The sequence below is a fragment of the Streptomyces sp. NPDC059788 genome, from assembly GCF_042732265.1.
Lineage (GTDB): Bacteria > Actinomycetota > Actinomycetes > Streptomycetales > Streptomycetaceae > Streptomyces.
Genome location: NZ_JBHWHY010000004.1, coordinates 140,491 through 164,830, shown reverse-complemented (window position 1 = coordinate 164,830; position 24,340 = coordinate 140,491). Strand labels below are relative to the sequence as shown.

Sequence of the window (24,340 nt, the reverse complement as noted above, 5' to 3'; positions counted from 1 at the left end):
CGGTTCTACCACTCCCCCGGGCCGGTGTCCGTCCGGACTACGCCTGCCGCGTCACCCGGGCCGTACCGCCTCCGCCGCCCCCGTCCCCTCCCACACCGCCACGGCCGTACGGTCCTGCCCGTACCCCTCCGCGCGCAGCCGGACGTCGGCCAGGAAGGCCGCGAGCTCCGGCGGCCCGGTGCCCGCCCAGCGGGCCGCCAGCCGGCCCGCGAAGCCCGCCGCCTCGGCCAGCGGCGCCGCGAGCCCGGAACTGCACAGCAGCAGCACGTCGCCGGGCAGCGCCGCGCAGGCCCGGAAGCGGAACGGCTCGGGCCACGACCGCGGCGCCGACTCGTACGGCGGGCGCCACGCCTGCCCCGACGGCGCGCGGGGCAGGCCGGGCACGGCGCCGCCCAGGTCCAGCGTGGGCCGGGGGAGGTCGGGGCGGGTGTCGGACGGCCCCGGGGAACCCTGGCGGGGCGCGTCCAGGGCGGGATCGTCCGGGACCGGCCACGGCGGCGTGCCGCCGGGCGGCTTCTCGTCCCGTACGTCGCCCGCGGCGAACTCGTCCCCCGGCGGTTCGGTCCCGAACCCCACGGCCGGGCCGCCCGCCTCGTCCTCCCGGGGCGGCGGGGGTTCCAGGTCCTGCCAGACGCCGTTGCGCAGCCGGAAGAACCCGCCCGCGCCGACCCCGAAGAACACCCGGGTACGGCAGGCCGGGTCGGCGGGCAGCAGGACGCAGCGCAGCGCGGCCGTGTACTGCTCGGGCTCCATGCCGTGCTCGCCCGCGTACGCGCGAAGCCTGCCGTAGCTGCGGTCGGTGAGGCGCTGCAGGCCGGACTTCAGGGCGCAGCGGTCGCCCGTACGGACGTCCTCGGCCAGCCGGGTGTAGCTGCGGCCGACGGCGCCGCCGATCCAGTGGCAGGCGTCGCGTGCGGCGCGGTGGACGCCGCCGTAGCCGTACGAACTGCCGTGGCCGTGGGCGGCGGTGGCCACGGCGACCAGGATCAGCGCGTGCTGCCCGGTGCCGAACCGGGCGGTGAGCAGGGCGTCCCCGCGCGGCTCGGCACGGTGGCGGGCGGCCTCGCCGCGCAGCGAGGCGGCGCGCAGGGTGAGCGGGCCGTACCCGGCGCCGTCCAGCTCCGTGTCCGGTATGAGGTCGTCGAGCGCGGCCGGGTCGGCGGCGGGCAGGGCCATCGGCTCGGGGTCGGGCCCGGGGGCCCGGCCCGCCGCCCGGAAGGCCGAGTCCACACGGTCGTCGAGCGAGTCCGGGGCCGTCGCGGGGCCGGTGTCCCGTACCGCTGCGCTGTCGTCCTCGTACAACTGCCGCCACCAGGAGTCCTCGTGGTGGCGCCGATCCCCCTGTGGGTCCATGGGCCGCATTGTCCACCGGCCTGCGGCGCGGAAACAGGGCGCTGTCGGCCGAGGGGCGCGCCGGCGCCGCTTCCGGCAGGCTGGGGCCATGGGCGTGTGGCAGTTGCTCGCGGTCGGTCTCGTCTTCCTGTTCGGCCTGCTCGGCGTGCTCGTCCCGGGGGTTCCGGGGCCGCCGATCGTCTGGGCGGGCGTGCTGTGGTGGGCGATGGCCGAGCGGACCGCCTTGGCCTGGTACGTCCTGATCGGCGCGAGTGCCGTGCTGCTGCTCAACCAGGCCCTCAAGTGGCTGCTGCCGCCCCGCGACGTGCAGGCCGCGGGCGCGCCGTACCGCACGCTGCTCCTGTCGGGCGTCGCGGGGATCGCCGGCTTCTTCCTCGTGCCCCTCGTGGGGCTGGTCCTGGGCTCGGTCGGCGTGCTCTACCTGCTGGAACGGTCACGGCTGGGCAGTCACGGCGACGCGTGGGCCGCCACCCGTACGGTCATGCGGTGCATCGGGCTCGGCGTGCTGATCGAGCTGTTCGCCTGCCTGCTGGTGGTCGGTGCCTGGACGGGCGCGGTCATCGCGGGCTGACCGCCGCCGGGCCCGGTGCCCGCCGCCTGCCACAGGTGGTGCAGGGCGTACGAGCGCCACGGCCGCCAGGCGTCCGGGGAGGCCCCGCCGCCGTCCAGCGGCCCCACGTCCGGGTCGCCCAGCGCGCGCATCCTGAGGTACGCGGCCGTCGCCGGGCCCACCCCGGGCAGGGCGCGCAGCGCACGTTCAGCGGCGTCCCGGTCGGCGCCGGCGTCCAGCGCGACCGCGCCGTCCGCCAGGGCGACGCACAGCGCGCGCACCGCGCCGGGCACCTCGGCGCCGGTCAGGGCGGCAGGCTCGGGGAAGAGGTGGGTCAGCGCGCCGTCCGCGGCGTCCAGCGGCTTGCCGTACGTCCGTACCAGCTCGGCGGCGCGCTCCGGCGGTCCGCCGAGGACGGTCCTTACGGCCAGTTCCTCGGGGTCCGCGGCGCCCGGCGACCGCAGCCCGGGGCGGGCCGCGACCAGCGGGCCGAGCAGCGGGTCCGCGCCCAGCCGCTCGGCGACGGCGAACGGATCGGCGTCCAGGTCGAACAGGCGGCGCATCCGCTGGACGGCCGTGGACAGGTCCCGCAGGTCGGTCAGGTGCAGGCGGCACTCCAGCCAGCCGCCGGCCGCGCCCCGGGCCGCCGGGCACACCAGTCCGGCGCGCGGCCGGCGCGGCTGCCGGGACCCGGCGTGCTCGTCGACCTCGGCGATGCCGCTGCCGTGGGTCAGCCGCAGCGTACGGCGGTACGTGCGGGCGCCCCGGCCGCCGCGTACCTCCTCCACGCCGGGCACCGCGCGCGCCTGGAGGAAGTCGAAGATCTCGGCAGCCGCGTACGGGCCCCGGTAGGCGAGCCGCAGCGGTACCCCGGCGGGGGCGCCGTGCCGCGCCGCGCCGGACGCGCCCTGCCGGGTGCCCGGCCGCGTGCCGCCGCGCACCCCCGCCGCCGCGCGCAGCTCGCTCGGCGTGCTGGCGTAGATCTCCCGCATCGTGTCGTTGAACTGCCGGATGCTGGCGAAGCCCGCGGCGAAGGCCAGGTCGGTGACCGGCAGGCCGGTGGTCTGGAGCAGCAGGCGCGCGGTGTGCGCGCGGCGGGCCCGCGCCAGGGCCACGGGGCCGGCGCCCAGCTCGGCCGTGAGCTGCCGCTGCACCTGCCGGGCGCTGTAGCCCAGCCGCCGCGCGAGGCCGCCGACGCCCTCCCGGTCGACCACGCCGTCGCCGATGAAGCGCACGGCGCGGCCGACCAGGTCGGCCCGCACGTTCCACTCCGCCGACCCCGGTACGGCGTCCGGGCGGCACCGGCGGCAGGCCCGGAACCCGGCGCCCTGCGCGGCCGCCGCGGACGCGTAGAACCGTACGTTCGCGCGCTTCGGGGTGACGGCCGGGCAGCTCGGGCGGCAGTAGATCCCGGTCGTCACGACGGCGAAGAAGAACTCCCCGTCGAAGCGCGCGTCCCGGCTGGACACCGCCTCGTACCTGGTCTCGTCATCCATCACGTGATCCAGTGTGCGCCACGGCGCGGGCGCACACCGGCGGGAATCGGACACCACGGTCGGCGGCGGGCCCGGCCCGCCTCCCCCGGTACGAGCCCGTCACCCCGGGGACCGGCCCCTCACCCCCCAGCCCCCTCCCCTCACCCCCGAGCCCCCCGCTTCCTCTCCCCCATGTGCCGGCCCAGCGCCTGCTTCTGCTTCCAGTCCCGGCGGATCTCCGCGCGCAGCCGGGCGTCCGTCTTGGCGACGATGCGCTCGTTCTCCCGCAGCAGCTTGCGGTAGCTCTCCAGCCGCCGCTCCGGGAGGTCGCCGCAGTCGACGGCCGACAGCACCGCGCACCCCGGCTCCGTCCGGTGCGCGCAGTCATGGAAACGGCAGCTCGCGGCCAGTTCCTCGACGTCCGAGAAGGCCCGCGCGAGCCCGGCGTCGGCGTCCCACATGCCGACGCCCCGCAGCCCCGGGGTGTCGATGAGCACGCCGCCGCCGGGCAGGACCAGCAGGTCCCGGCTGGTCGTGGTGTGGCGGCCCTTGCCGTCGCGGTCGCGGGCGGCACGTACGTCCTGCACGTCCTCGCCCAGCAGCGCGTTGGCGAGCGTCGACTTGCCCGCGCCGGACTGTCCGAGCAGCACGGACGTGCCGCCGGTCAGCGCCGCGGCGAGCACGTCCAGCCCTTCACCGGCGGCCGAACTGACCGCCAGCACCTGCACCCCGGGCGCGGCCGCCGCCACGTCCGCGACCAGGTGCGCCAGTCCGTCCGGGTCACCGACCAGGTCGGCCTTGGTCAGCGCGACCAGCGGTTGCGCCCCGCTCTCCCAGGCCAGGGAGACGAAGCGCTCGATGCGCCCGAGGTCCGGCCCGACGGCGAGCGAGACCGCGACCACGGCGTGGTCCACGTTCGCCGCCAGCACCTGGCCCTCGGACCGCTTGGAGGAAGTGGACCGCACGAAAGCGGTACGCCGCGGCAGCAGCGCCCGCACCGCCCCGTCCCGGCCCGCGCCGACCTCGCCGAGGTCGATCACGGCCCAGTCGCCGGTGCACGGCACCCGCATCGGATCACCGGTCGCCACCAGCGCGGTGTCCGCCAGCACGGTCCGGACACCGTCCCCGTCGGCCACCACGGCGTCCAGGCGCCCGCGGTCCACGCGGACGACACGGCCGGGCACGTACCCCTGCCCGGCATAAGCGGTGAAACTCTCCGCGAAGCCGTCGTCCCACCCGTAGGAGGCGAGAGAGCGCGGCGCGGCGGAGGAGAAAGCGGAAGACGATTGCAAGGGAAACCCTTCACAAGGGTGGCCCCGGCCCCACGCGCCCGACGCGCGACGGAAAGTGAGAAAGGATCAGCCGGAGACCACGGAAGCGGAACTGATGGTCTTCTGGATGCGGGCAGCGCCCACCGCAATGACAGCCATCGGTCACACCTCCTGGTTCTTCCACAGCTGGTGACGGCAGCCGAGGCTGCCGTCCGGAACGTGAGCGACCCTAGACCACCCCTGCCCGGGGCCGCCAACCATTTTCCTGGGGGAGGCTCCGCCCGAGTCTCCCGCAGTCGGCGGGCATAATCATGACCCTGTCCGCGGCCACTCGCGCGGACCGGCGCAACGCACGCTCTGAGGGGGCAGGTTGGCGAGCGAAGCCCGCGACCGTACGCCTACGTACGACGCGTTCATCAGCTACAACGCCAGGGACCTGGCCGTGGTGCACCGCATCGCCGAGATGCTGCACGCCGCGGGGTTCCACGTCTTCCTCGACGACTGGTGCCTGGTGGCGGGAGAGCCCTGGCAGGAACGTCAGAACGAGGCACTGGCCGGCAGTCCGTGCTGTCTCGCCATGTGCGGCTCACGCGGACTGGGCCCATGGCAGAACGAGGAAGTCCGGCTTGCGGTCGACCGGCGGGTCAGCGGCCGCACCATGCGCGTGATCCCCGTTCTGCTCCCGGATGCGCCGGACACCGCCCTTGAACACCTGGCCTTCCTGGATCGCTACACCTACTGCGACTTCCGTGGCGGGCTGGATCAGCCACGTTCGTTCGACCGTCTCTGTGCCGGAATCCGCGGCGAGGCGCCCGGCCCACCGAGGCCCGTATCACCGGCCCTGCCGGATCGACGGGCGGAAACCGGCTTCCGGTCGGTCTTCCACGCCGAGGCCAGTGGCTGGCAGCGGCGCTCCATCGTGGAGGCGGCTTGCGCCGCGGTCAGGGCGGACGGTGACGCGGTGGTGCTGTGCGGACTGCCGGGGGTCGGCAAGACCCATGTGCTGTGTGACGCAGCGGACGCCTTACGCGGTGACCGGGCCGTCCTCGCCCTGCCCGCCGGGGGAACGGCAGCCGTCGAACCGCGCTACCTCGTGGATGCGGTCAACAACTGGCTGCAGCAGACGTTCGACCGGGGTCTGCCCACCGCGGATCTGTACCGGCGTGACTGGCCGGACGCACTCGCCGTGCTCCTGGACCGAGTCGCCGACGAGCCCTTGCTGGTGCTGTTGGACGGTCTCGGTACGGATCGCTCAGGATGCGCCGTCCTGCGGCTGTTCAGCGGCCTCCGGGACTGCCTCGTCCTGGCCACCGCACCGGAGCACCTCGCGGACAGCGCCGGCGTCCGATACGTATTGGTGCCACCGATGTCTCGTGCAGAGGGCACCGATTTCCTCGCACACCTGGCACAGAGTATGGACCTGCCGGTCGACGCCGAGGAACTCGCGAGCAGGCTCCCGGCCGACGTACTCTCGCACCCCCTCGCCCTGCGCACCCTCCTGGCGCACGCCGCCTATGTCCCCGCGGCGCTGCTTGTCGCCCCCGACCTGCCCTCCGACGTGCTCTCGGCCCGGAAACTCGTGGCCGCCATCGTCGCCCGGCTGCCGGCCGTGCACCGCCAGGCTCTCGCCCACTCCGCCGTGCTCGACGGCGTACCGCTCGCGCACCTCCTGACGGCCGGACTGGCGCTGCCGCCCTGGTTCACCGCCTCCCTCCCCGACCTGGTTCCCCGCTGTCTCGTGATGCAGGTCGCCGGCGGTGTCGAGGTACCGCAACTCGTCGTCCAGGCGCTGGACGACGTGGCGCCGACGGCCCGCAGGGACGCGTTGGACGACATCCTCGCCCGCCTGGCCGGGCCGGTGGCCGGAGCAGAGACCGGCGCTCTGGATTCGCTCGCACAGGTGCTTGCGCCACTGGCCCTCGCCTCGGTGAGCGTCGGCGAGTGGCGGGCGCTGCGCAAGGTCGTCCCCGACACGTTGCTCGACCGGCTCAACGCGCGCGGATTCTGGAAGGAGTACGTCCTGCTCACCAAGGCCCTCATCGAGGCGGCCGACCATTTGGACGAGGGCGCGGACCGGGTTCACCTGCGGGTCCGGCTGTCACGCAAGATCGCTCAGCTGGGTGACATCAGGTCCGCCTGGCAGTTGGCGCGCGAGTGCGAGTCGGTCGCCGGTGTCGCGGGTTCCTCCGCACTGCGTGCCGACCTCGCGGGGCAGCGAGCCTTCCTCTCCTACCTTCAGGAGGACGACCGGTCGACACTGCACGAGCTGAACCTCTGCGTCAGCCTGCGGACCCGTACCGGCGACGCCACCGGCCTGCTCATCGCGCACAAGCTGGAAGGCAATGTGCATCTGCGGCGCGGGAGGTACGAGGATGCCGCCGAGGCCTACCGCACGGCCCTGGACGCGGGCGGCGACGGGGCCGACGACCGGCACCGGCTCGACACACAGGCGAACCTGGCGATGTGCGAGTTGCGCCTCGGCTCTCCCGAGACGGCCGCACGGCGACTGGAGACAGTGGTGGGTGACATGCGCGCCCTGCGCCTGAGCATCGATCTGCCGCGTGCCTTGCACGGACTCGCCCTCGCGTACGAGCGTCTGGGGCTGGTGTCCCGGGCGCTGGAGCAGGTCAGGCAGGCCGCCGCGACGCCCGCCCGGGACCCCGCCGTACGCAAGGCCGTGGAGCGTATGCTGTGGCGTCTTGAGAACCTGCCGTCGGCCCCCCGGCCCACGGCCGGCCCTTCCGATCCGGAAGGCAAGCCGCGGTGATCGGGCGGAGGTCACCGTCGCGGGCCATGAGATCGGCCGTCCGCGGCGTCGGCATACCACGCTATCTGAGCAAGGCGTTCGTGCGTGCCACCCCCGAGCGGATGAGCAAGGGGACCGGAGCACTGCTCCAAGGCCATCTGCGGCTGCTCGTCCATGCCGCGCGATCGGACGGTCCGCCACTGGACACTGCGGACTCCTTCGCGGAACTGCGCAGCCGCTGGGCGGCCGAGGGCGGGAACGCGGCGGACCTGCTCAAGCTCGTCAAAATGGTGGACTACCGAGCCCATGCGCTCCATGCGCCCGCGGACGTCGAACCGGACGGGGACAACGGTCCCGACGCGCTCGCCAGGTTCTGGGCGGCCGGCGGGCACGATATCGAGGAGTTGTCAGGATTTCTGGCTGATGTCGACGACGAAGGCGCCGATTGGCTGCCGGGATGAGCGGCGCCGCTCCGGGTAACAGCGCGCAGGATGTCGCGCTCGCCGGTCTCCTCGGCTATGCCCGCCACCACGTCCCGTACTACCAGACGGTTGTGCCGCCGGGCCCGCTGACCGCCGAGAACGCAGTCAGCACGCTGCGCCGACTGCCGCTGCTGCACCGCACGGACGTCCGGCGGGAGCGGCCGCGCCTGTGGTCTGCCGACGGAGACGCGCGCCAGTGGCGAAAGGTACACACCACGGGGACGACCGGCGCGCCGTTGGAGGTCGTGGTCGATCAGGCGGCGCAGCAGGCGGAACTCGGCGCCCTGATGCGGCACGTCGCACGCTGCGCACAGCAGAGCACCGGCCTGTCGGTAGCTCACTTGACCCTGCACCTGGCGTCGGCCTCCCGGTCGTCCGCCGGCCCGAAACCCTCCGGAACACGACTGGTCAAGTGGAATCTGAGCCGCGCATGGCAGCTGACCGACACGGAGTTCCGACGGGTGGCCCAAGAGTTGCAAGGCACGGTCGTCACGGTGATGCCGAGCGTCGCCGCGGCCTTGTGCGCCCGCCTCGGACCGAAGGCCGAAGTGAGGCCACGGCTGATCGTGCTGTCCGGCGAGCAGTTCACCGAGCATCTGCGTGAACGCGTCAAGGATACGTTCGGCTGCCCGGTGACGGCGCTGTACACCCTCGCCGAGGCGGGCATCGTTGCCTACGAATGCGGGGAGACCCGGAGTTACCACCTGGAGGAGACGGGAGTCTTCCTGGAAGTCGTGGGCGACGACGGGTCCCCGCTTCCGGCCGGGGAGTCCGGCGACATTGCGGTGACCCCGCTGATGAACCGCGCCATGCCGCTTCTGCGCTACGTCATCGGTGACCGGGGCGTCCTCGTCGACGACCCGTGTGGCTGCGGGCAGTCCGGCCCGCGGCTGAGGCTGCTGGGTTCCCGCACCCAGCACGCTCTGGTGAGGGGGCCGGGCAACCGAGGTGTGCGAAGCATCGATCTGGCGAAACTCTGCCGGCAACTCGACCTCGCGGTTTGCGGAATCACCCGCGACGGCGACGAGCTCGTGGTCGAACACCGTGACGAGCACCCCGCCACGGACGTCCAGCGGACCGCAATCGGCGCGGCACTGCGGTCCGCGATCGGGCCCGGCCTGACGGTCCGCACGGTCCAGGTGACCGGTTCGCCCGCGGCCGGCTCAGCCGCAGCTCCCGCCCCGGTCCCTCCCGCCATTCTGCCGCCACAGGACATCGCGGCCTGGGCGCGGGAAGAGCTCCGTGGCCGGCCGGGTGTTCTGGCTGCTGTCCTGACCGGCTCCGCGCTCGACCCATCCACCCTCAGCCGGTTCAGCGACATCGATATGACGATCGTCATCGACGGTGACCCCTGCCAGGAACAGTGGTTCACGCTGGCCGCGGCCATGAACCGGCACATAGCCACACTGCGGGTGAACGTGAGCCAGGCGGCCGGGCTGGCGAAAGCCCCGCTGGTCGCCGGCCGGCTCCTTGCGGAGCGCCACCCGGTGGTGGGAACACTGGAGGCGGCGGGAGTGGCTTGGCCTGCCGTCGGTGACCTGGCGAGCGAGGGCAGATTCTGGGCGCAGAACGCCGAGAACGTGCTGTGGACGCGACTTACGTCGGCCGACCGGGGCCGCACCGATCCGGTGCGCGATGCCTGGCTCGCCTCCCGTTTCTGTCTCGACGCGCTGCGCTACCGGCTGTTGTGTGAAGGCGGCCGGGTTACTGCGGCCCGCCAGGTTCTGCGGCTGGCCCCGCAACTCGGCGCACCCGACGAACGCGGCATCCGGCACGCCTTCGACGTCGGACGGGAGCACCGGCCGCCGCCCGTGCCCGGGTCGCCGGAAGCCGACGGGTTTCTGCGCACCGCACTTGCCGCCGTGCGCTGGACGGGAGGGTTCCTGTGATGCGTACGCCCGTCCGCGGGTACCGCACGAGCCGGAGGGCACGGGGCATCGCCCCCGGAGCCGGGCCGTACGGGACTCGCCGCGCGACACTGTCCTCACTGCCCTGTGCGGCAACCGGTCGAGAACGGTCGGCATGGCGGAAGGAAGAGCCGGAGTGAACACGAACGCGGACGACGGCGTCCGTCGGCCGTCGCTACAGGAGCCGGGGGATTCCGCGGCGCCCCGGGAGCCTGCATCCGGTGTACGGAACACCATCTCGGGTGGAATCTTCCACGGCACGGTGATCCAGGCGGATCGCGTCACGGTGAACACCCCGGACCGAACCGTGGACCGGCCGGCCTGCGGGCTGCCCGCCCCGTCATCGTTCTACGTCGGTCATGAAGTGCAGTTGGCCTCACTCCTCGCCGCCCTGGAACGCACGGGCGAACCGACCGGTTCGCCCGTCCACCTGGTGACGGGACCCGGCGGTGTGGGCAAGAGCGAGCTTCTGCTCCAAGCCGCACACACCGCGCTGCGCAAACGGCTCTTTCCCGGCGGGGTGCTCTTCGTCGATCTGCAGGGGCACACCGCCCATGTGCCTCCGCTGTCTCCCGGGGAAGCGCTGGGGCATCTCCTGCATCAACTCGGTCTACCGGCAGAGGCGATGCCGGCACACCTTGAGGACCGGGCCGCCGCCTACCGCCAGCGCCTGACCGAGCAACCGCTGCTCGTCGTTCTGGACAACGCGCACGACAGCGAGCAGGTCCGCCCCATGCTGCCGCCCCGGAGCAGGAGCATGGCACTGGTATCGAGCAGACGGCTGCTCCCCCGGCTGGACGATGTCCGGCGCACCGCCCTCGGCGAACTGCCGCACGAAGCCGCCGTCCGGCTGTTGCTCGGCGTGTCGGGGCGGGCCGAAGCCCTCGGCACGCCGGACGCATCGGCAACAGACGAACTGGGACAGCACGTGTCGCGGATCGCCGAGCGGTGTGGTGGCATGCCGTTGGCGCTCCGCATCGCGGCGGCTCGGCTCCTCGGGAAGCGGACGGCCGCTTTTGCCGACTTCGCCGAATGGCTGGCGGACGAACAGACCGGACTGCACGAACTCGACGACGGGGAGCGCCGTATGACCTCGGTGTTCTCGGTTTCCTACCGAGACCTGGAAGCGGAGCAGCGAGACGTGTTCGCGCGGTGCGGCCTGCACCCCACGCCGCGGCTGGGGCTCCACGCGGCCGCCGCCCTCACCGGCCTCCCCCTCCCCCGGCTCCGCCGCTTGCTGGAAGGCCTGTGTGGCGCGCACCTGCTGCAGGAGGAGGGCCGGGGGCGCTACCGGATGCACGGCCTGCTCCACGACTACGCCCGGGAGCGGGCAGGCGCGGACCTGCCCGCGCCGGAGCGGGAGGCGGCCGTGAGCCGACTGATCGACCACTACCTGGCCACGGCGGACCGTGCCGACCGGCTGGTATCACCGCACCGTCACCGCTTGCTGGACGAGCTGGCCTCCCCCCAGGGGGTCGCGCCGGACTTCAGCACCCCCGCCGCCGCCCAGTCCTGGCTGGCCGTCGAGGTGGACAACGTCACAGCCGTCTGCCGGGCCGCGGCGGTGTCCGACGAGCCGGCGCGCAGTTGGCTGCTCGCCGACGTACTGCGCGGCTACTTCTTCCTCGCCAAGGCGTGGACGCCGTGGGAGAGCACCCACCGGTCGGCCCTTGACGCGGCAGAGGCTGCCGGTGCCCACCGTGAGCAGGGCATCCTGCACAACAGCCTGGGGCTGGCCCTCCTGGAACAACGTGACCTGGCCGCCGCATCCGGACACTACTCGGCCGCCGCCCACCATTTCGAGATCGCGGGCGACACCCATGGCATCGCCAATGCGACGGAGAACCATGCATGGGTGCTGCACTACACCGAGGACTACTCGGGGGCCCTGGCCGACCACCAGCGTGCGCTGCGGCTGTACGAGCAACTGGGCGCGGAACGCAACCGCGCCATCACCCTGCGGGGCATGGCACTGGCGGAAACGGAACTCGACCGCTTCATCGAGGCCGTGGACCACCTACGGGAGGCGAGTGCGGTCTTCAGCAGGCTGGGGCTCCACCTCGACTCGGCGATGACGCTCAACGGTCTGGGTGAGGCCTTCGCCAAGGCCGGGGACTTCGCCACAGCGAGACTGCACCTGCTGCGTGCTCTCCGTGCGAGCCGCTCCTGCGGCAGCAAGTACGAGGAAGCCCGCGCCCGCCGCGGCCTGGGCTCGGTCACCCGGTCGCGCGCCCCGCACCTCGCCCTCCACCACTGGAAGAGTGCCCTACGCCATTACACGGACCTCGGCTCGCCCGAGGCAGCGGAGATCCGCGCACTGATCGCGACAGTGGTGCCGGAGGTCTGAGCCTGTCCTACCGTTCTGGCGCGGGCCCACGCCGGTCATTCGTGGGATCGGTGAGCCCGGACGTCCAGCAGCACCTTTCCTTGCGCGCGGCGCTGATCGAGTTCGAGCAGAGCCTGCGATGCCTGCTCAAGCGGGAAGCGCCGCCCCATCACGGGCTGAAGATGACCGGCCCGCAGGAGAGGCAGTAGCGCGGCCCACTGCTCCTGCAGGTAGGAAGGCTCCTCGCTCCAGAACGCGCCCCAGCCGACTCCCGAGACATCGAGGTTGTTGCGCATAAGACTGTCGACCTTGACCTGGGCGACGTCACCGCCGACCGAGCCGATGACCAGAAGGCGGCCCTCACGCGCGAGGATGCGCACTGAGCCGGAGACCCGGTCGGCTCCGACCGGATCCACGACGATGTCCACGCCCCGATCGCCGGTCAGCTCCCGCACCGCGTCCTCGAAGGCGTCTGCCACGACGACCTCGTCGGCGCCGGCGCAACCTCCGGGTACGTCACGCCGGCGACGTGCACGTCGATGACGACCGACTCGGCATCGGCCGTCGGTTCGTCGGTTTCGACGACCTCTATCGCGGTGGAATACGACGCCCGCGCCGGCACCCTGCCCGCCGAGTCTGTCAAGAATCACACCTGACCTCTGACACTCCCAGTTCGGAAACAAGCACCGACGACTTCGAGCACACCGCTGTCACAGACGATTCTCAGAAGTACCCGAACCCGTCTTTGAGTGAGAACGGGTTCTGCGAACCGGAACGGCGCTCCGTGATATCCGTGCGGCCCTCTTTGATCTGGTCCGGGCAAAGTACCGTTTCTGACAGCGGAGGCTGACCGTCCGCCGGCCGGACCGACAGGGGCCGATCTGCTATCCGGTGTGCGCCGGGGGCCTGGGGTGTCGTATCGTGGACGAATTCCTGTGCCGAGGTATCGGTGACAGCAACCGAATTCCCTGTTCCAGCTGGTCCGATCTTGAGGTGACGTCCTATTAACCAGGCCATGTAGTCGTCCGCGTTCCCCACGTGCTGAGTCGTCGCACGTGTCCGGGGCGGACGTCGCGCTGGCCTGAGTTGCGTCACCCTTCCCCGCAGTTTTCCTTCCCGGGTGCAGCTCTGCCGTCTGCCCCGGGTTCCGTGTTTCCGGCCCCGGTGCGGCTGCCGGCAGGGCTCCCCGATTCCTTTGGATCAGGAGTTTCCCGTCGTGTCTTCCTCCGCGCTCGGCAACGAGCCGCAGCACACCACCCAGCCCCCGACCCACCCCACACCTGGACTGCCGAAGATGGGCCCGGCTGCCTGGATCGCCCTCCTGGTGCTGCTGGGCGCCGAGCTGATGGACATGATCGACCAGTCGGTCGTCCTGACCGCCCTGCCCGCGATCCAGGAGTCGACCGGCGCCGGACCGGACACGGTGCAGTGGCTGACCACCGGCTATTCCCTGCCCATCGCCGTCGGGCTGATCACCGGCGGACGCCTCGGCGACCTCTACGGCCGACGCAGGATCCTCCTCATCGGCACCGTCGTCTTCACCACGGCCTCGCTGCTGTGCGGCCTCGCCGCCGGGCCCGGCGTGCTCATCGGCGCCCGCGGGCTCCAGGGCGCGGCAGCCGCGCTGATGATCCCGCAGATCCTGGCCACCCTCCATGTCACCTTCGAGGGGCAGAACCGCAGCAAAGTGTTCGGTCTGTACGGGGCCGTCATGTCGCTCGCCAATGTCCTGGGCCCGGTGCTGGGCGGCCTGCTCACCGAGGCGGACCTGTCCGGGCTGTCCTGGCGGCCGATCTTCCTGGTCAACGTGCCCGTCGGCCTCGCCGTGCTCCTCCTGGGACGCAAGTTCATCCCCGAGTCGACCGTGAAGAAGGCCGACCGGCCCGACCTGACCGGCATGGCGTTGTCCGCACTGGCCATCGTCCTGATCGTCTTCCCCCTTTCCGAGGGGCACCTGCATCACTGGCCGCTGTGGTGCTTCGCCCTGCTCGCCGCAGGCCTTCTTGCGCTGGGCGTCTTCCTGCGTCACCAGCGGCGCAAGCAGGACAACGCCCCGCTCGTGCCCCTGCCCCTGTTCCGGGGCCGGCAGTTCTCCGGCGGCATGGCCGCGCAGCTGATGCACGGCCTGCTGTGCGGGCTGTTCTTCATGACCTGGACCCTCTACCTCCAGCGCGGCCTGGGCATGAGCCCCTTCCACGCGGCCCTGGCCTTCGTCCTGCTCTCCCTGGGAGAGCTGGCCGGCGCGACCATCGCGGCGAAGAGCGCCGGGCGCTTCGCCCGCCGCCTTCCCCAGACCGGAGCCCTCATCACGCTCGCCTCGACGGCCGCCTACGGGCTCCAGGTCGACGCAGGCCAGGGGGACCTGACCCTGCTGGCGATGACCGCTCCGGTGGTACTGATCGGCTTCGGCCTCGGCATGGTCGGCGGCCCGCTCGCCGACCTGTCGCTGGCCCGGATCCCGCACGAGGACGCCGGAGCCGCCTCGGGCCTGTTCAACACCGCGATTCACCTGGGCATCGCCCTCGGTACGGCGCTGACCGCCCTGGTGTTCTCCGCCACCACCGGCGGCTCGCCCGACGCCGGACTCAACCGCGACGCGTTCATCAGCGTGCTGTGGTGGGTCGGCAGCCTCCTCGCCCTGATGTGGACCCTGATGTTCTGCCTGCCCAAGCGCACGAAGAGCCAGACCGGGTAGATCAGTTCCCCGAGGCGGCGGCACCCGGCCCGGTGCCGCCGCCTCGTCCTCTCCCCGTACACCTCATGCGGCCGCCAGGGATGAAGCCTCACGTCCACGTCCGACACCCCGGCCGTGCGGCCACCTACGGGTACGGGAGCAGCAGGGCGGCCGGGCCGAACTACTGCTCGTCGAAAACGCCGTTCAGGAATGTGCCGGGCTGGGGTCGTGTTCGGGCAGGAGTGACCAGGGCCGTGGGGTGTACCCAGCGGCGTCGGGCGTCTCCGGGCTCCGGGCCGCCGCTGCGACATCGATCCCCGGAGGTCTCCCGCGTACAGCTGCGTGTACAGATGGAGGAGTAGTCCATGAGCAAGACCGAGCAGACCGTCGAGATCCCGCACCTCGGCGGGTCGACCGTCGGGTACACCTTCGGCAAGCCGTACGATCCCGCGCTCCCGACGCTGGTCCTGATCAACTCGTACACCACCTCTGCAGAGCTGTACCGGCCGCAGTTCGCCGACCCGGAGCTCGGGTCGGCGGTCAATCTGCTCGCCCTGGAGCCCTACGGGCACGGCCGTACGCGGGCCACGTACCAGCACTTCACCTACTGGGACAGCGCGGTCGCGAACCTGCAAGCCCTCGAAGCCCTCGGAATCCGCGAGGCTTTCGTGCTGGGCACCTCGCAGGGCGGCTGGGTGGCGGTCCGCATGGCGCTGCTCGCCCCGGACACCGTGAAGGGCCTCATCACGCTCGGCACGTCGATGGACTTCGAAAGCCCGCGCAGCCGCGACCTGGGGTGCTGGGACGGGATCGCGTTCAACACACCGCTCATCGACGCCCTCGCCGACCCGGTCGGCGAGGACTGGGTCGTGCCGGACGAGGTGGTGGACGCCGTGTTCGACACGGCCCTGGGCGGCGTCTCAGCCGAGGAACGCGCGTTCTGGCTCGCCGCCTACCGGGCGAACTACGCCGGCGACGCCGGGCGCCGCCGGTTGCGCCTGAGCACGGTGAACCTGCGGGACCGCGACGGGCTCCACGGCAGGCTGGACGAGGTGGGCTGCCCCGTCCTGTGGTTGCACGGCACCGCGGACCAGGTGTATTCCGTGACGCACGCCCGGGAGGAGATAGGGATGTTCACCCGCTCCCCTGAGGCGCGCCTGGAGGTCATCGAGGGCGGGCAGCACTTTTTGAGCGCTTCGAACCCCGCGGAGGTGGACTCCGCGGCGATCGAGTTCGTGAAGCGCTGGCTCTGAGCAGGGGCGGGACCGGGCGCGCGGACTGACGCTCCGTTTCCCGTCCCCGCCGCCTCAAGTGGGGTAGGCCGCCGACGAGGCCCCGCGGCGCGGGGCCTCGTCCGACGGTCCCGGCGCCGTTGGCGGAATCCGCGCCGCCGAGCGTCAAGTCCTCATGTACCTACTGCGCTTTGCACGAATCGCCGAAGGCACGCACGCACGGCATCGGGCCCCTCCAACCAGGGCTCATGCCCAGCGTCCTCGATCCGCGTCAGCGGCAGTGCAAGCCGTAGCGTGAGTGATTCAAGTACGTGCCGACACAGGCGGGGATCGTCGCACCCGCCGAGGAGCTCAGCTCGCGTGGGCAGGCACGTGCGCAGCTCGGCCACGTGCTCATCGAGCGGATCTGCGTGTCCTTCCGTTCGCCGACGAACGGCCCGCACATCAGGAGCACCGCGGCGGGGATCGGCCCGTGCCACGCTGGTCGTACCGGTACACAGGCGCCAGATCCGCGACCATGGGCGACCGCGCCCAGACAGTCCGGCAGCCCCGGAGCGCCGTGCAGCAGGACCACGGCCGTCTCCTGCGCGTCCCGCCGCCCGTGCCACTGCCGGGGCTCAGCGATGCCGCTCGATCAGACTACGGGCCATCCCCCGCGCGTGGCGGGCGGCGTCGTGGTCGCCCTCGGCCGCGGAGATGATGGAGCCCTTCATGAGGATGTGCCAGGAGCGGGCGAAGGCGTCGCAGTCGCGGAGGGCGGCTTCCTCGGCCAGGGTGCGGACGAGGGCGCGGATGTTGTCCAGGTAGCGGATGCTGGCCCGGCCCAGGGGGTGCTGCCAGCCCATTTCCAGCAGGACGTTGATGAAGGTGCAGGCGTCGAAGTCCGCCTGGTGGAACCACTCGTCGAAGATGTCGAAGACGGCCAGCAGGCGTTCCTCGGGGGTGCTGCCGCGCTGCCGGGCGCCGGCCTCGATCAGGCCGTGGGTCCACTGCTGTTCGCGGCGGTCGAGGAAGGCGAGGACCAGGTCGTCCTTGGAGGGGAAGTGCCGGTAGAAGGTGGCCTTGGCCACCTGGGAGCGGTGGATGACCTCGTTGACGCCCACGTCGCGGATGCCGCGGCGCGAGAACAGGTCGTAGGCGGCGCTCAGCACCCGCTCGCGCGCGCCGGGCCGGGCCCCGGCGTGCGACGCTGCCGGCGCGCACTGCGTTGTCATGGTGGCCCCAGTGTAGGCGTGGACAGAGCGGATTGACTCCTGCCACGATGGGGCCATGTCCCTACAGACAGACCGGTCTTCCCTGGCCGGTCCGGACGCCCTCGGGGTCCGTACCGGACTGTTCGGCTCCTGTGCCGTCCTGACCGTGCGGGGCGAGATCGATTACGGCACCGTGCCGGTGCTCGACGAGGCGCTCGACGCGTTACCGTCCGGCTTGGGGAGCGTGGTGCTCGAAATGACCGGAGTCACGTTCATGGACTCGGCCGGACTGCACTTCCTGCGGCGCCTGGAGGCCTACGGGCTGCGGCAGCGGATTCCGGTGCGTGCCCTCAACCTCCGCAGGCAGCCGCAGCGTGTGATGGAACTGGACCGCAAGTGGCCCGACGCGCCGCCGACGGTCAGGTTTCTCGGCCGCGCGGCGCCGGCCGGGGCGCCGACGGTCCAGGAGCCGCAGTGAGGCGGGGCTCCCTGGCGGCCCTGCGGCTCAGCGCGGGCTCACGTGGGTCCCGTACGAAACCGGCGGAGGCGGGTGGCGGCCCTGACGCCGCGGCAGCGGGCCACGTCGAGTCGGCAGTCGAGCGGTTGCGGGCGGAGAACGCGCAGTTGCGGCGGGCGCTCGACAGCCGGGCCTTGATAGACCAGGCCCGCGGCGTCCTCATGGCCACCGAGGCGTGCACCGCCGAACAGGCCTGGGAGATCCTGCGGCAGACCTCGCAGCACTCGAACATCAAGGTCCGCGAGGTCGCCGGTGAGGTGGTGGCGGGCGCCACCGGGACCACCGGGCCGGGGCCGGTGCGGACGCAGCTGCGGGCAGCGGTGGCGCGGCATCACCGGGCCGCCGGGCGGCGGCGGGCCGGGTGACGGGCGGCGGCGGGCCCCGGGAGGGTCGCACTCCTCCCCCGGCCGCGGTTCACCCGACCAGCTGCGGCAGCACCTTCGTACGGTAGAAGTCGAAGAATCCCCGCTGCTCCGGGCCGATCTGGCTGACGTGGACGGTGTCGAAGCCCGCCTCGCCGTAGGCGCCCAGCGCGGACACATGCGCGTCGACGTCGTCGCCGCAGGTGACCGCCTCCGCGACGCGTTCGGGGGTGACCAGTTGCGAGGCCTGCTCGAAGTGGCGGGGCGTGGGGAGGATCTGCGGCAGCTCGCCGGGGAGCTGCTCGTTGGCCCACAGGCGGTGCGCGGTGCGCACGGCCTCGTCGCGGTCGGGGCCCCAGCAGACCTTCACCCCGCCCTGTACGGGCTTGTTGCCACCGCCGCCCCGCCGGAAGCGTTCGACGGCGTCCGCGTCGGGTGTCATGGTCACGAAGCCGTCGCCGACGCGGGCGGCGAGTTCGGTGGCGCTGGGGCCGAACGCGGAGACGTCGATGGGCACCGGTTCGGCGGGCACGGTGTAGAGCCGGGCGTTCTCCACGGTGTAGTGCTTGCCGTGGTGGCTGACCTCGCCGCCCTCGAAGAGCTGCCGCATCACCTGGACGGCCTCCTCCAGCATCTCCAGGCGTACCGAGGCCTGCGGCCAGTGGCCGCCGAGCACGTGCTCGTTCAGCGCCTCGCCGCTGCCGACGCCGAGCCGGAAGCGGCCGTCGAGGAGTACGCCGCTGGTGGCCGCCGCCTGCGCCGTCACGACGGGGTTCAGCCGCATGATGGGGCAGGTCACCGCGGTCTCCACGGGCAGCGAGGTGACCTGTGAGAGCGCGCCGATCACCGACCACACGAACGGGCTCTGGCCCTGTTCGGCGTTCCACGGGTGGAAGTGGTCGGAGATCCACAGGCTGGTGAAGCCGGCCTGTTCCGCCATGCGGGCCTGTTCGACCAGTTCCGACGGGCTGTGCTCCTCGCAGGAGAGGAAGTATCCGTACTCGGTCATCGGGGCTCCGTGCGGTCTCGACGGCCCGCGGGCCGGGGTGGGTGGCTGGTGGGTCGCCCCCTTGGGTACTGCGGCGGGTATCCGGATTCCCGGCGGGGAAAACCCGAGCCGCGGCTGCCGGGACCCGTGTGACCGCTGTACGGAAACGATTCGGACCGGGCGATGCGGGTACTGGAGCTGCCACGGCGAAGAACACCGCTTTAGACTGAAAAGCGGCCTTTGTGCTGCTGGCGGTCGCCGTCCTCGACCGGCCCCGTCCGTCCGGCGTACGGCGCCAGAACCAGGAGATCCGCAATGCGAGCGAACGTCTGGCACGGCAAGCGTGACGTCCGTGTGGAAAACGTCCCGGACCCGCGGATCGAGCAGCCGACGGACGCCGTCATCAGGATCACGTCCAGCGGTCTGTGCGGCTCCGACCTGCATCTGTACGAGGTGCTCACGCCCTACATGACGCCCGGCGACATCCTGGGGCACGAGCCGATGGGCATCGTCGAGGAGACCGGGTCACAGGTGACGGACCTCAGTCCCGGCGACCGGGTGGTGATCCCGTTCCAGATCGCCTGCGGCACCTGCCGGATGTGCCGCGACGGCCTCCAGACACAGTGCGAGACGACGCAGGTCCGCGAGCACGGCAGCGGCGCCGCGCTGTTCGGGTACACCAAGCTCTACGGCCAGGTGCCCGGCGCGCAGGCCGAGTTCCTGCGCGTGCCACAGGCCCAGTACGGCCCGATCAAGGTGCCGCACGGCCCGGCCGACGACCGCTTCGTCTACCTGTCGGACGTCCTGCCCACCGCCTGGCAGGCCGTGCGGTACGCCGACGTCACCGAGGGCAGCAGCGTCGCCGTCCTCGGGCTCGGCCCGATCGGCGCCATGGCCTGCCGGATCGCCCGGCATCTGGGCGCCGGGCAGGTGATCGGCATCGACCATGTGCCCGAACGGCTGGCACGGGCCCGCCGCGACGGGGCGACCGTCTTCGACCTGGACGCCTTCGACGGTGAGGACGGGCTGCTCGACGCCGTCAAGGACGTGACCGACGGCCGCGGCCCGGACGCCGTCATCGACGCGGTGGGCACCGAGGCGCACGGCAGCCCGGCCGAGCGCCTGGCGCAGCAGGCCGCCGGGCTGATGCCGTCGCGGTGGGCGGAGAAGCTGATGAGCAAGGCGGGTGTGGACCGGCTGAGCGCCCTGCACCTGGCCATCTCGCTGGCGCGCCGCGGCGGCACGGTCTCCATCAGCGGCGTGTACGGCGGGATGACCGATCCGATGCCGATGCTGGTGATGTTCGACAAGCAGCTCACGTTCCGGATGGGGCAGGCCAACGTACGGCGCTGGGCGGACGACATCATTGCGCTGCTCACGGACGACGACCCGCTGGGCGTGGACGACTTCGCGACGCACCGGCTGCCGCTGGACAAGGCACCCGAGGCATACGAGATGTTCCAGAAGAAGACCGACGGCGCGATCAAGGTGCTGTTCACCCCGTGACGGGACGGCACCGGGCACGCCGGAGCAGGCACGAAGCGAGGGGAAGGGACCGGTCATGCCGCAATTCACCGCCGCGCCGCCGATCGCCGGGCTGAGCGCCCTGGTGACGGGCGGGTCGCGGGGACTGGGACTGCTGATGGCACGTCAGCTCGGGGCGCGTGGCTGCCGCGTGACGATCATGGCGCGCGACGACGGGGAACTCGCCGAGGCCGCCCGGTCGCTGCGCCGCCCCGGCGGGCCGCCGGTCGGTACGGCGGTGTGCGACGTACGCGACCGGGCGGCGGTCGAGGCCGCCGTCGAGGACATCGCGGCGCGGGAAGGCGGACTGGACATCGTCATCGGCAACGCGGGGGTCATCCAGGTGGGCCCGTCCGCCTCGATGGGGCACGAGGCGTTCCACGACGCCATGGCATCGATCTTCGACGGTGCGCTGAACACGTCCCTGGCGGCCCTCCCCCACCTGCGGCGCAGCCCGGCCGGCGGGCGGCTGGCGCTGATCGGTTCGGTCGGCGGGCTGCTGGCCGTGCCGCATCTGCTGCCGTACTCCTGCGCCAAGTCGGCCGTCGCCGCGCTGGCCGAGGGGCTGCACGCGGAGGAGAGCGCGTACGGCGTGTCGGTGACGGCGGTGCATCCGGGGCTGATGCGGACGGGTTCGCATCTGCACGCGCAGTTCGGCGGGGACGCGGCGCGCGAGTTCGCCTGGTTCTCGGCGCTGGCGGGCGCCCCCGTCCTGTCGATGAACGCCGAACGCGCCGCCGAGCGCATCGTGTCCGGGGTGCAGCGCCGCCGCCCCCGCGTGGTCCTGACACCGGCCGCCCGGGTGGCCGCCAAGGCGCACGGCGTGGCCCCGGTGACCACCACCCGGCTGTCGTCGGCGCTGGCGCGGGTCCTGCCGCGGGACGCCGTCGGCGAGCCGGGCGTCACCGAGGGCGTCGCGGTGCGCGGCGGCGGGACGTCCGCCGCTCCCGTCTCATGGCTGCGCAAGGCGCTCGGCGCCCTCAACGACCGGGCCGCCGGGCGCTTCAACCAACGCGGCCGGGCAGCGCTGTCCGGCCTTCGCGGAAGGAAACACGGGTGAGCCCACGCGGAGCCGCGCTCTTCGACGTCGACGGAACGCTGATCGACAGTACCTACCTGCACGCGGTCACCTGGTGGGAGGCGTTCCGGCAGTCCGGCCACCGGGTGCCCATGGCGGACATCCATCGCGCCATCGGCATGGGGTCCGACCACCTGATCGACCACCTGCTCGGCGAGGGACGGGACCGGGACCGCGACGGGGACGCGACTGTCCGGGCGGCGCACGGCACGCTCTTCGCGCAGTACTGGGAGCGGCTGGCCCCGCTCGACGGTGCGGCCGAACTGCTGCGGGAGTGCGCGAAGCGCGGCTGGACGGTGGTGCTGGCCAGTTCGGCGCACGGCCCGGAACTGGACGCCATGCGCCGCGCGCTGGACGCGGAGGACGTCCTCACCGCGGTCACCGGTTCGGACGACGTGTCGGCGAGCAAACCCGCGCCGGACCTGGTCGAAAGCGCCCTGGAGCACAGCGGCGTCCGCGCCGAGGCGGCGGTGTTCGTCGGCGACACCGTCTGGGACGTACGGGCGAGCCGGCGCGCCGGCGTGCCGTGCCTGGCGGTGCTCAGCGGCGGCTTTCCGGAGCGCGACCTGCGGGAGGCGGGCGCGTACGAGGTGTACGGCGGGCCGGCCGACCTGGCGGAACGCCTGGACAGCAGCCTGCTCGCGGAACCGGGCCGGCGCGCCGGATGACGGCCGGTAACCGTATGCCCGTCCGGGAACCGTCCGCCCGGCGGTGCATTCACCGGGGCCGGGGCGGGCACACGGGAGGCCGGGCCGGTACCCGTCGTCGCGATGTGTGAAAGGAAAGAACCGCATGTCCAGCAAAGTCTCCGACCACATACTCCAGCGCCTGCGCGAATGGGATGTCGAGCACGTCTTCTCCTACGCCGGGGACGGCATCAACGGACTGCTCGCCGCCTGGGGACGGGCCGGGAACCGGCCGAAGTTCGTGCAGGCCCGGCACGAGGAGATGGCCGCGTTCGAGGCGGTCGGATACGCGAAGTTCTCCGGCAAGGTGGGGGTGTGCGCGGCGACCTCCGGGCCGGGCGCCATCCACCTGCTCAACGGGCTCTACGACGCCAAGCTGGACCACGTACCCGTCGTGGCCATCGTGGGCCAGACCGCGCGCAGCGCCATGGGCGGCTCCTATCAGCAGGAAGTCGACCTGATGAGCCTGTACAAGGACGTCGCGTCGGAATTCTGCGAGATGGTGACCGTCCCGGAGCAGCTGCCCAACGTCCTCGACCGGGCGATACGCACCGCGTACGCCAAGCGCACCGTCACGGCGGTCGTCGTCCCCGGCGACGTGCAGGAGCTGGAGTACAGCGCGCCCACGCACGAGTTCAAGATGGTGCCGTCCAGCCTGGGCGTATCGGAGTACGCGCCGGTACCGGCCGACCGGGAGCTGGAGCGCGCCGCCGAGGTGCTCAACGCGGGCGAGAAGGTGGCGATCCTGGTCGGGCAGGGCGCCCGCGGAGCCCGCGAGCGGGTCGGGGAGACCGCCGAACTGCTCGGCGCCGGGGTGGCGAAGGCCCTGCTGGGCAAGGACGCGCTCTCCGACGAACTGCCGTATGTGACCGGCGCCATCGGGCTGCTGGGCACCCGGCCCAGTTACGAGCTGATGCGGGAGTGCGACACGCTGCTGGTGATCGGCTCCAGCTTCCCGTACTCGCAGTTCCTGCCGGAGTACGGACAGGCCCGCGCCGTGCAGATCGACATCGATCCGTTCATGGTCGGGCTGCGCTACCCCTTCGAGGTCAACCTCGTCGGTGAAGCGTCGGCGACGCTGGAGCGGCTGCTGCCACTGTTGAAGCAGAAGAAGGCGCGCAAGTGGCGGGAGCAGATCGAGTCGAACGTCGAGCGCTGGTGGAAGGTCATGGAGCGGCGCGCCGCCGTGGCGGCCGACCCGGTCAACCCGGAGTACGTGGTGCACGCGCTCGACGCGCTGCTGCCCGACGACGTGATCCTGGCGGCGGACTCCGGTTCGGCGGCCAACTGGTATGCGCGCCACCTGCGGCTGCGCGGCTCGATGCGCGGTTCGCTGTCCGGGACGCTGGCCACCATGGGGCCGGGCGTGCCGTACGTGATCGGCGCGAAGTTCGCCCACCCCGAGCGGCCCGCGCTGGCGATCGTCGGTGACGGGGCGATGCAGATGAACGGCATGGCGGAACTGGTCACCGCCGCGAAGTACTGGCGGGAGTGGAGCGACCCGCGCCTGATCGTCGCGGTCCTGAACAACGAGGACCTCAACCAGGTGACGTGGGAGATGCGGGCCATGTCGGGGGCGCCGCAGTTCGAGGAGTCGCAGCGCATCCCGGACGTGCCGTACGCCGGCTTCGCGCGCTCCATCGGTCTCGGCGGCGTCCGGGTCGAGCGGCCCGAGGAGGTCGAGGGCGCGTGGCGGCAGGCGCTCGCCGCGGACCGGCCGTTCGTCATCGACTTCCGTACCGACCCCGACGTGCCGCCGATCCCGCCGCACGCCACGCTGGACCAGATCGAGGCGGCGGCGAGCGCGGTCCTCAAGGGCGACCCGGAGACGGCCGGGGTGCTCAAACAGGGCGTCAAGGCGAAGATCCAGGAGTTCCTGCCGGGCGGCAAGGACCGCGGGGAGCACCGGGACTGACCGGCGGGGCCGGGGCCGGCGGCGGACGCCGGGGCCGGCCCCGGCCGACACCGACCGAGCC

At 72.3% G+C, this 24,340-nt stretch carries 19 protein-coding genes and 1 pseudogene; 13 read left to right on the top strand and 7 right to left on the bottom strand.

Going from position 1 to position 24,340, the window contains the following annotated elements; all coding sequences use genetic code 11:
* Window positions 1–51: 51 nt before the first annotated feature.
* Window positions 52–1,353: a protein phosphatase 2C domain-containing protein gene (locus ACFV57_RS05310; protein ID WP_385225897.1), complete on the bottom strand. Its 1,302-nt coding sequence runs from the start codon at window positions 1,351–1,353 to the stop codon at window positions 52–54.
* Between ACFV57_RS05310 and ACFV57_RS05305 the strand changes: the two are divergent.
* Window positions 1,352–1,849, top strand: a pseudogene (locus tag ACFV57_RS05305) (DUF456 domain-containing protein); the annotation flags it as partial. The gene ACFV57_RS05310 and the pseudogene ACFV57_RS05305 overlap by 2 nt on opposite strands.
* Here the strand turns inward: ACFV57_RS05305 and ACFV57_RS05300 are convergent.
* A complete protein-coding gene (locus ACFV57_RS05300; RefSeq protein ID WP_385226110.1) occupies window positions 1,801–3,399 on the bottom strand; it encodes a DNA-3-methyladenine glycosylase 2 family protein in 1,599 nt (532 codons plus the stop codon). The pseudogene ACFV57_RS05305 and the gene ACFV57_RS05300 sit on opposite strands and share 49 nt — an antisense overlap.
* Window positions 3,400–3,539: 140 nt before the next feature.
* Window positions 3,540–4,670 carry a ribosome small subunit-dependent GTPase A gene (gene rsgA / locus ACFV57_RS05295; RefSeq protein ID WP_385225895.1) on the bottom strand — a complete coding sequence of 377 codons (1,131 nt, stop codon included), beginning with the start codon at window positions 4,668–4,670 and terminating at the stop codon, window positions 3,540–3,542.
* Between the two features lie 349 nt (window positions 4,671–5,019).
* Here rsgA and ACFV57_RS05290 point away from each other — a divergent pair, with 349 nt between their 5' ends.
* From ACFV57_RS05290 to ACFV57_RS05275, 4 genes are all read left to right on the top strand, one after another.
* Complete coding sequence (locus tag ACFV57_RS05290; protein ID WP_385225893.1) at window positions 5,020–7,416, top strand: TIR domain-containing protein; 2,397 nt, start codon at window positions 5,020–5,022, stop codon at window positions 7,414–7,416.
* Between the two features lie 26 nt (window positions 7,417–7,442).
* Window positions 7,443–7,856 carry a hypothetical protein gene (locus ACFV57_RS05285; protein ID WP_385225891.1) on the top strand — a complete coding sequence of 138 codons (414 nt, stop codon included), beginning with the start codon at window positions 7,443–7,445 and terminating at the stop codon, window positions 7,854–7,856.
* Window positions 7,853–9,766 carry a phenylacetate--CoA ligase family protein gene (locus ACFV57_RS05280; protein ID WP_385225889.1) on the top strand — a complete coding sequence of 638 codons (1,914 nt, stop codon included), beginning with the start codon at window positions 7,853–7,855 and terminating at the stop codon, window positions 9,764–9,766. The genes ACFV57_RS05285 and ACFV57_RS05280 overlap by 4 nt, the downstream gene beginning before the upstream one ends.
* Before the next feature lie 154 nt (window positions 9,767–9,920).
* Entirely contained in the window at window positions 9,921–12,131 is a 2,211-nt protein-coding gene (locus ACFV57_RS05275) for a tetratricopeptide repeat protein (RefSeq protein WP_385225887.1), read from the top strand.
* Window positions 12,132–12,166: 35 nt separating this feature from the next.
* Here ACFV57_RS05275 and ACFV57_RS05270 read toward each other — a convergent pair whose 3' ends face one another.
* Window positions 12,167–12,589, bottom strand: coding sequence for a zinc-binding dehydrogenase (locus ACFV57_RS05270; protein WP_385225885.1), 423 nt, complete (start codon window positions 12,587–12,589; stop codon window positions 12,167–12,169).
* Complete coding sequence (locus ACFV57_RS05265) at window positions 12,553–12,753, bottom strand: hypothetical protein (protein ID WP_385225883.1); 201 nt, start codon at window positions 12,751–12,753, stop codon at window positions 12,553–12,555. Before ACFV57_RS05265 ends, ACFV57_RS05270 begins: the two co-directional genes overlap by 37 nt.
* Before the next feature lie 573 nt (window positions 12,754–13,326).
* On the opposite strand from ACFV57_RS05265, the gene ACFV57_RS05260 reads away from it, so the two are divergent.
* Together ACFV57_RS05260 and ACFV57_RS05255 are read left to right on the top strand one after the other, a co-directional pair.
* Window positions 13,327–14,805: an MFS transporter gene (locus tag ACFV57_RS05260; RefSeq protein WP_385225881.1), complete on the top strand. Its 1,479-nt coding sequence runs from the start codon at window positions 13,327–13,329 to the stop codon at window positions 14,803–14,805.
* 344 nt (window positions 14,806–15,149) lie between these two features.
* Window positions 15,150–16,037 (top strand): alpha/beta fold hydrolase, encoded by an 888-nt coding sequence (locus tag ACFV57_RS05255; RefSeq protein WP_385225879.1) that lies wholly within the window; start codon window positions 15,150–15,152, stop codon window positions 16,035–16,037.
* Window positions 16,038–16,633: 596 nt separating this feature from the next.
* Here the strand turns inward: ACFV57_RS05255 and ACFV57_RS05250 are convergent.
* Window positions 16,634–17,230 (bottom strand): TetR/AcrR family transcriptional regulator, encoded by a 597-nt coding sequence (locus tag ACFV57_RS05250; RefSeq protein WP_385225877.1) that lies wholly within the window; start codon window positions 17,228–17,230, stop codon window positions 16,634–16,636.
* 55 nt (window positions 17,231–17,285) lie between these two features.
* Here ACFV57_RS05250 and ACFV57_RS05245 point away from each other — a divergent pair, with 55 nt between their 5' ends.
* Both ACFV57_RS05245 and ACFV57_RS05240 read left to right on the top strand, forming a co-directional pair.
* Window positions 17,286–17,687, top strand: coding sequence for an STAS domain-containing protein (locus tag ACFV57_RS05245; protein ID WP_385225875.1), 402 nt, complete (start codon window positions 17,286–17,288; stop codon window positions 17,685–17,687).
* On the top strand, window positions 17,684–18,091 hold the full coding sequence (locus tag ACFV57_RS05240) for an ANTAR domain-containing response regulator (RefSeq protein WP_385225873.1): 408 nt from the start codon (window positions 17,684–17,686) through the stop codon (window positions 18,089–18,091). Before ACFV57_RS05245 ends, ACFV57_RS05240 begins: the two co-directional genes overlap by 4 nt.
* A gap of 49 nt (window positions 18,092–18,140) precedes the next feature.
* Here the strand turns inward: ACFV57_RS05240 and ACFV57_RS05235 are convergent, their stop codons facing one another.
* Entirely contained in the window at window positions 18,141–19,097 is a 957-nt protein-coding gene (locus ACFV57_RS05235) for an LLM class F420-dependent oxidoreductase (protein ID WP_385225871.1), read from the bottom strand.
* A gap of 294 nt (window positions 19,098–19,391) precedes the next feature.
* On the opposite strand from ACFV57_RS05235, the gene ACFV57_RS05230 reads away from it, so the two are divergent.
* The 4 genes from ACFV57_RS05230 to ACFV57_RS05215 all read left to right on the top strand — a co-directional run bounded on the left by ACFV57_RS05230 (window position 19,392) and on the right by ACFV57_RS05215 (window position 24,279).
* Window positions 19,392–20,582 (top strand): zinc-dependent alcohol dehydrogenase, encoded by a 1,191-nt coding sequence (locus ACFV57_RS05230; RefSeq protein WP_385225869.1) that lies wholly within the window; start codon window positions 19,392–19,394, stop codon window positions 20,580–20,582.
* 55 nt (window positions 20,583–20,637) lie between these two features.
* Window positions 20,638–21,660, top strand: a complete 1,023-nt coding sequence (locus ACFV57_RS05225; RefSeq protein WP_385225867.1) for an SDR family NAD(P)-dependent oxidoreductase — start codon at window positions 20,638–20,640, stop codon at window positions 21,658–21,660.
* Entirely contained in the window at window positions 21,657–22,346 is a 690-nt protein-coding gene (locus tag ACFV57_RS05220) for an HAD family hydrolase (RefSeq protein ID WP_385225865.1), read from the top strand. Before ACFV57_RS05225 ends, ACFV57_RS05220 begins: the two co-directional genes overlap by 4 nt.
* Before the next feature lie 124 nt (window positions 22,347–22,470).
* Window positions 22,471–24,279 carry a thiamine pyrophosphate-requiring protein gene (locus ACFV57_RS05215; protein WP_385225863.1) on the top strand — a complete coding sequence of 603 codons (1,809 nt, stop codon included), beginning with the start codon at window positions 22,471–22,473 and terminating at the stop codon, window positions 24,277–24,279.
* Window positions 24,280–24,340: the final 61 nt, after the last annotated feature.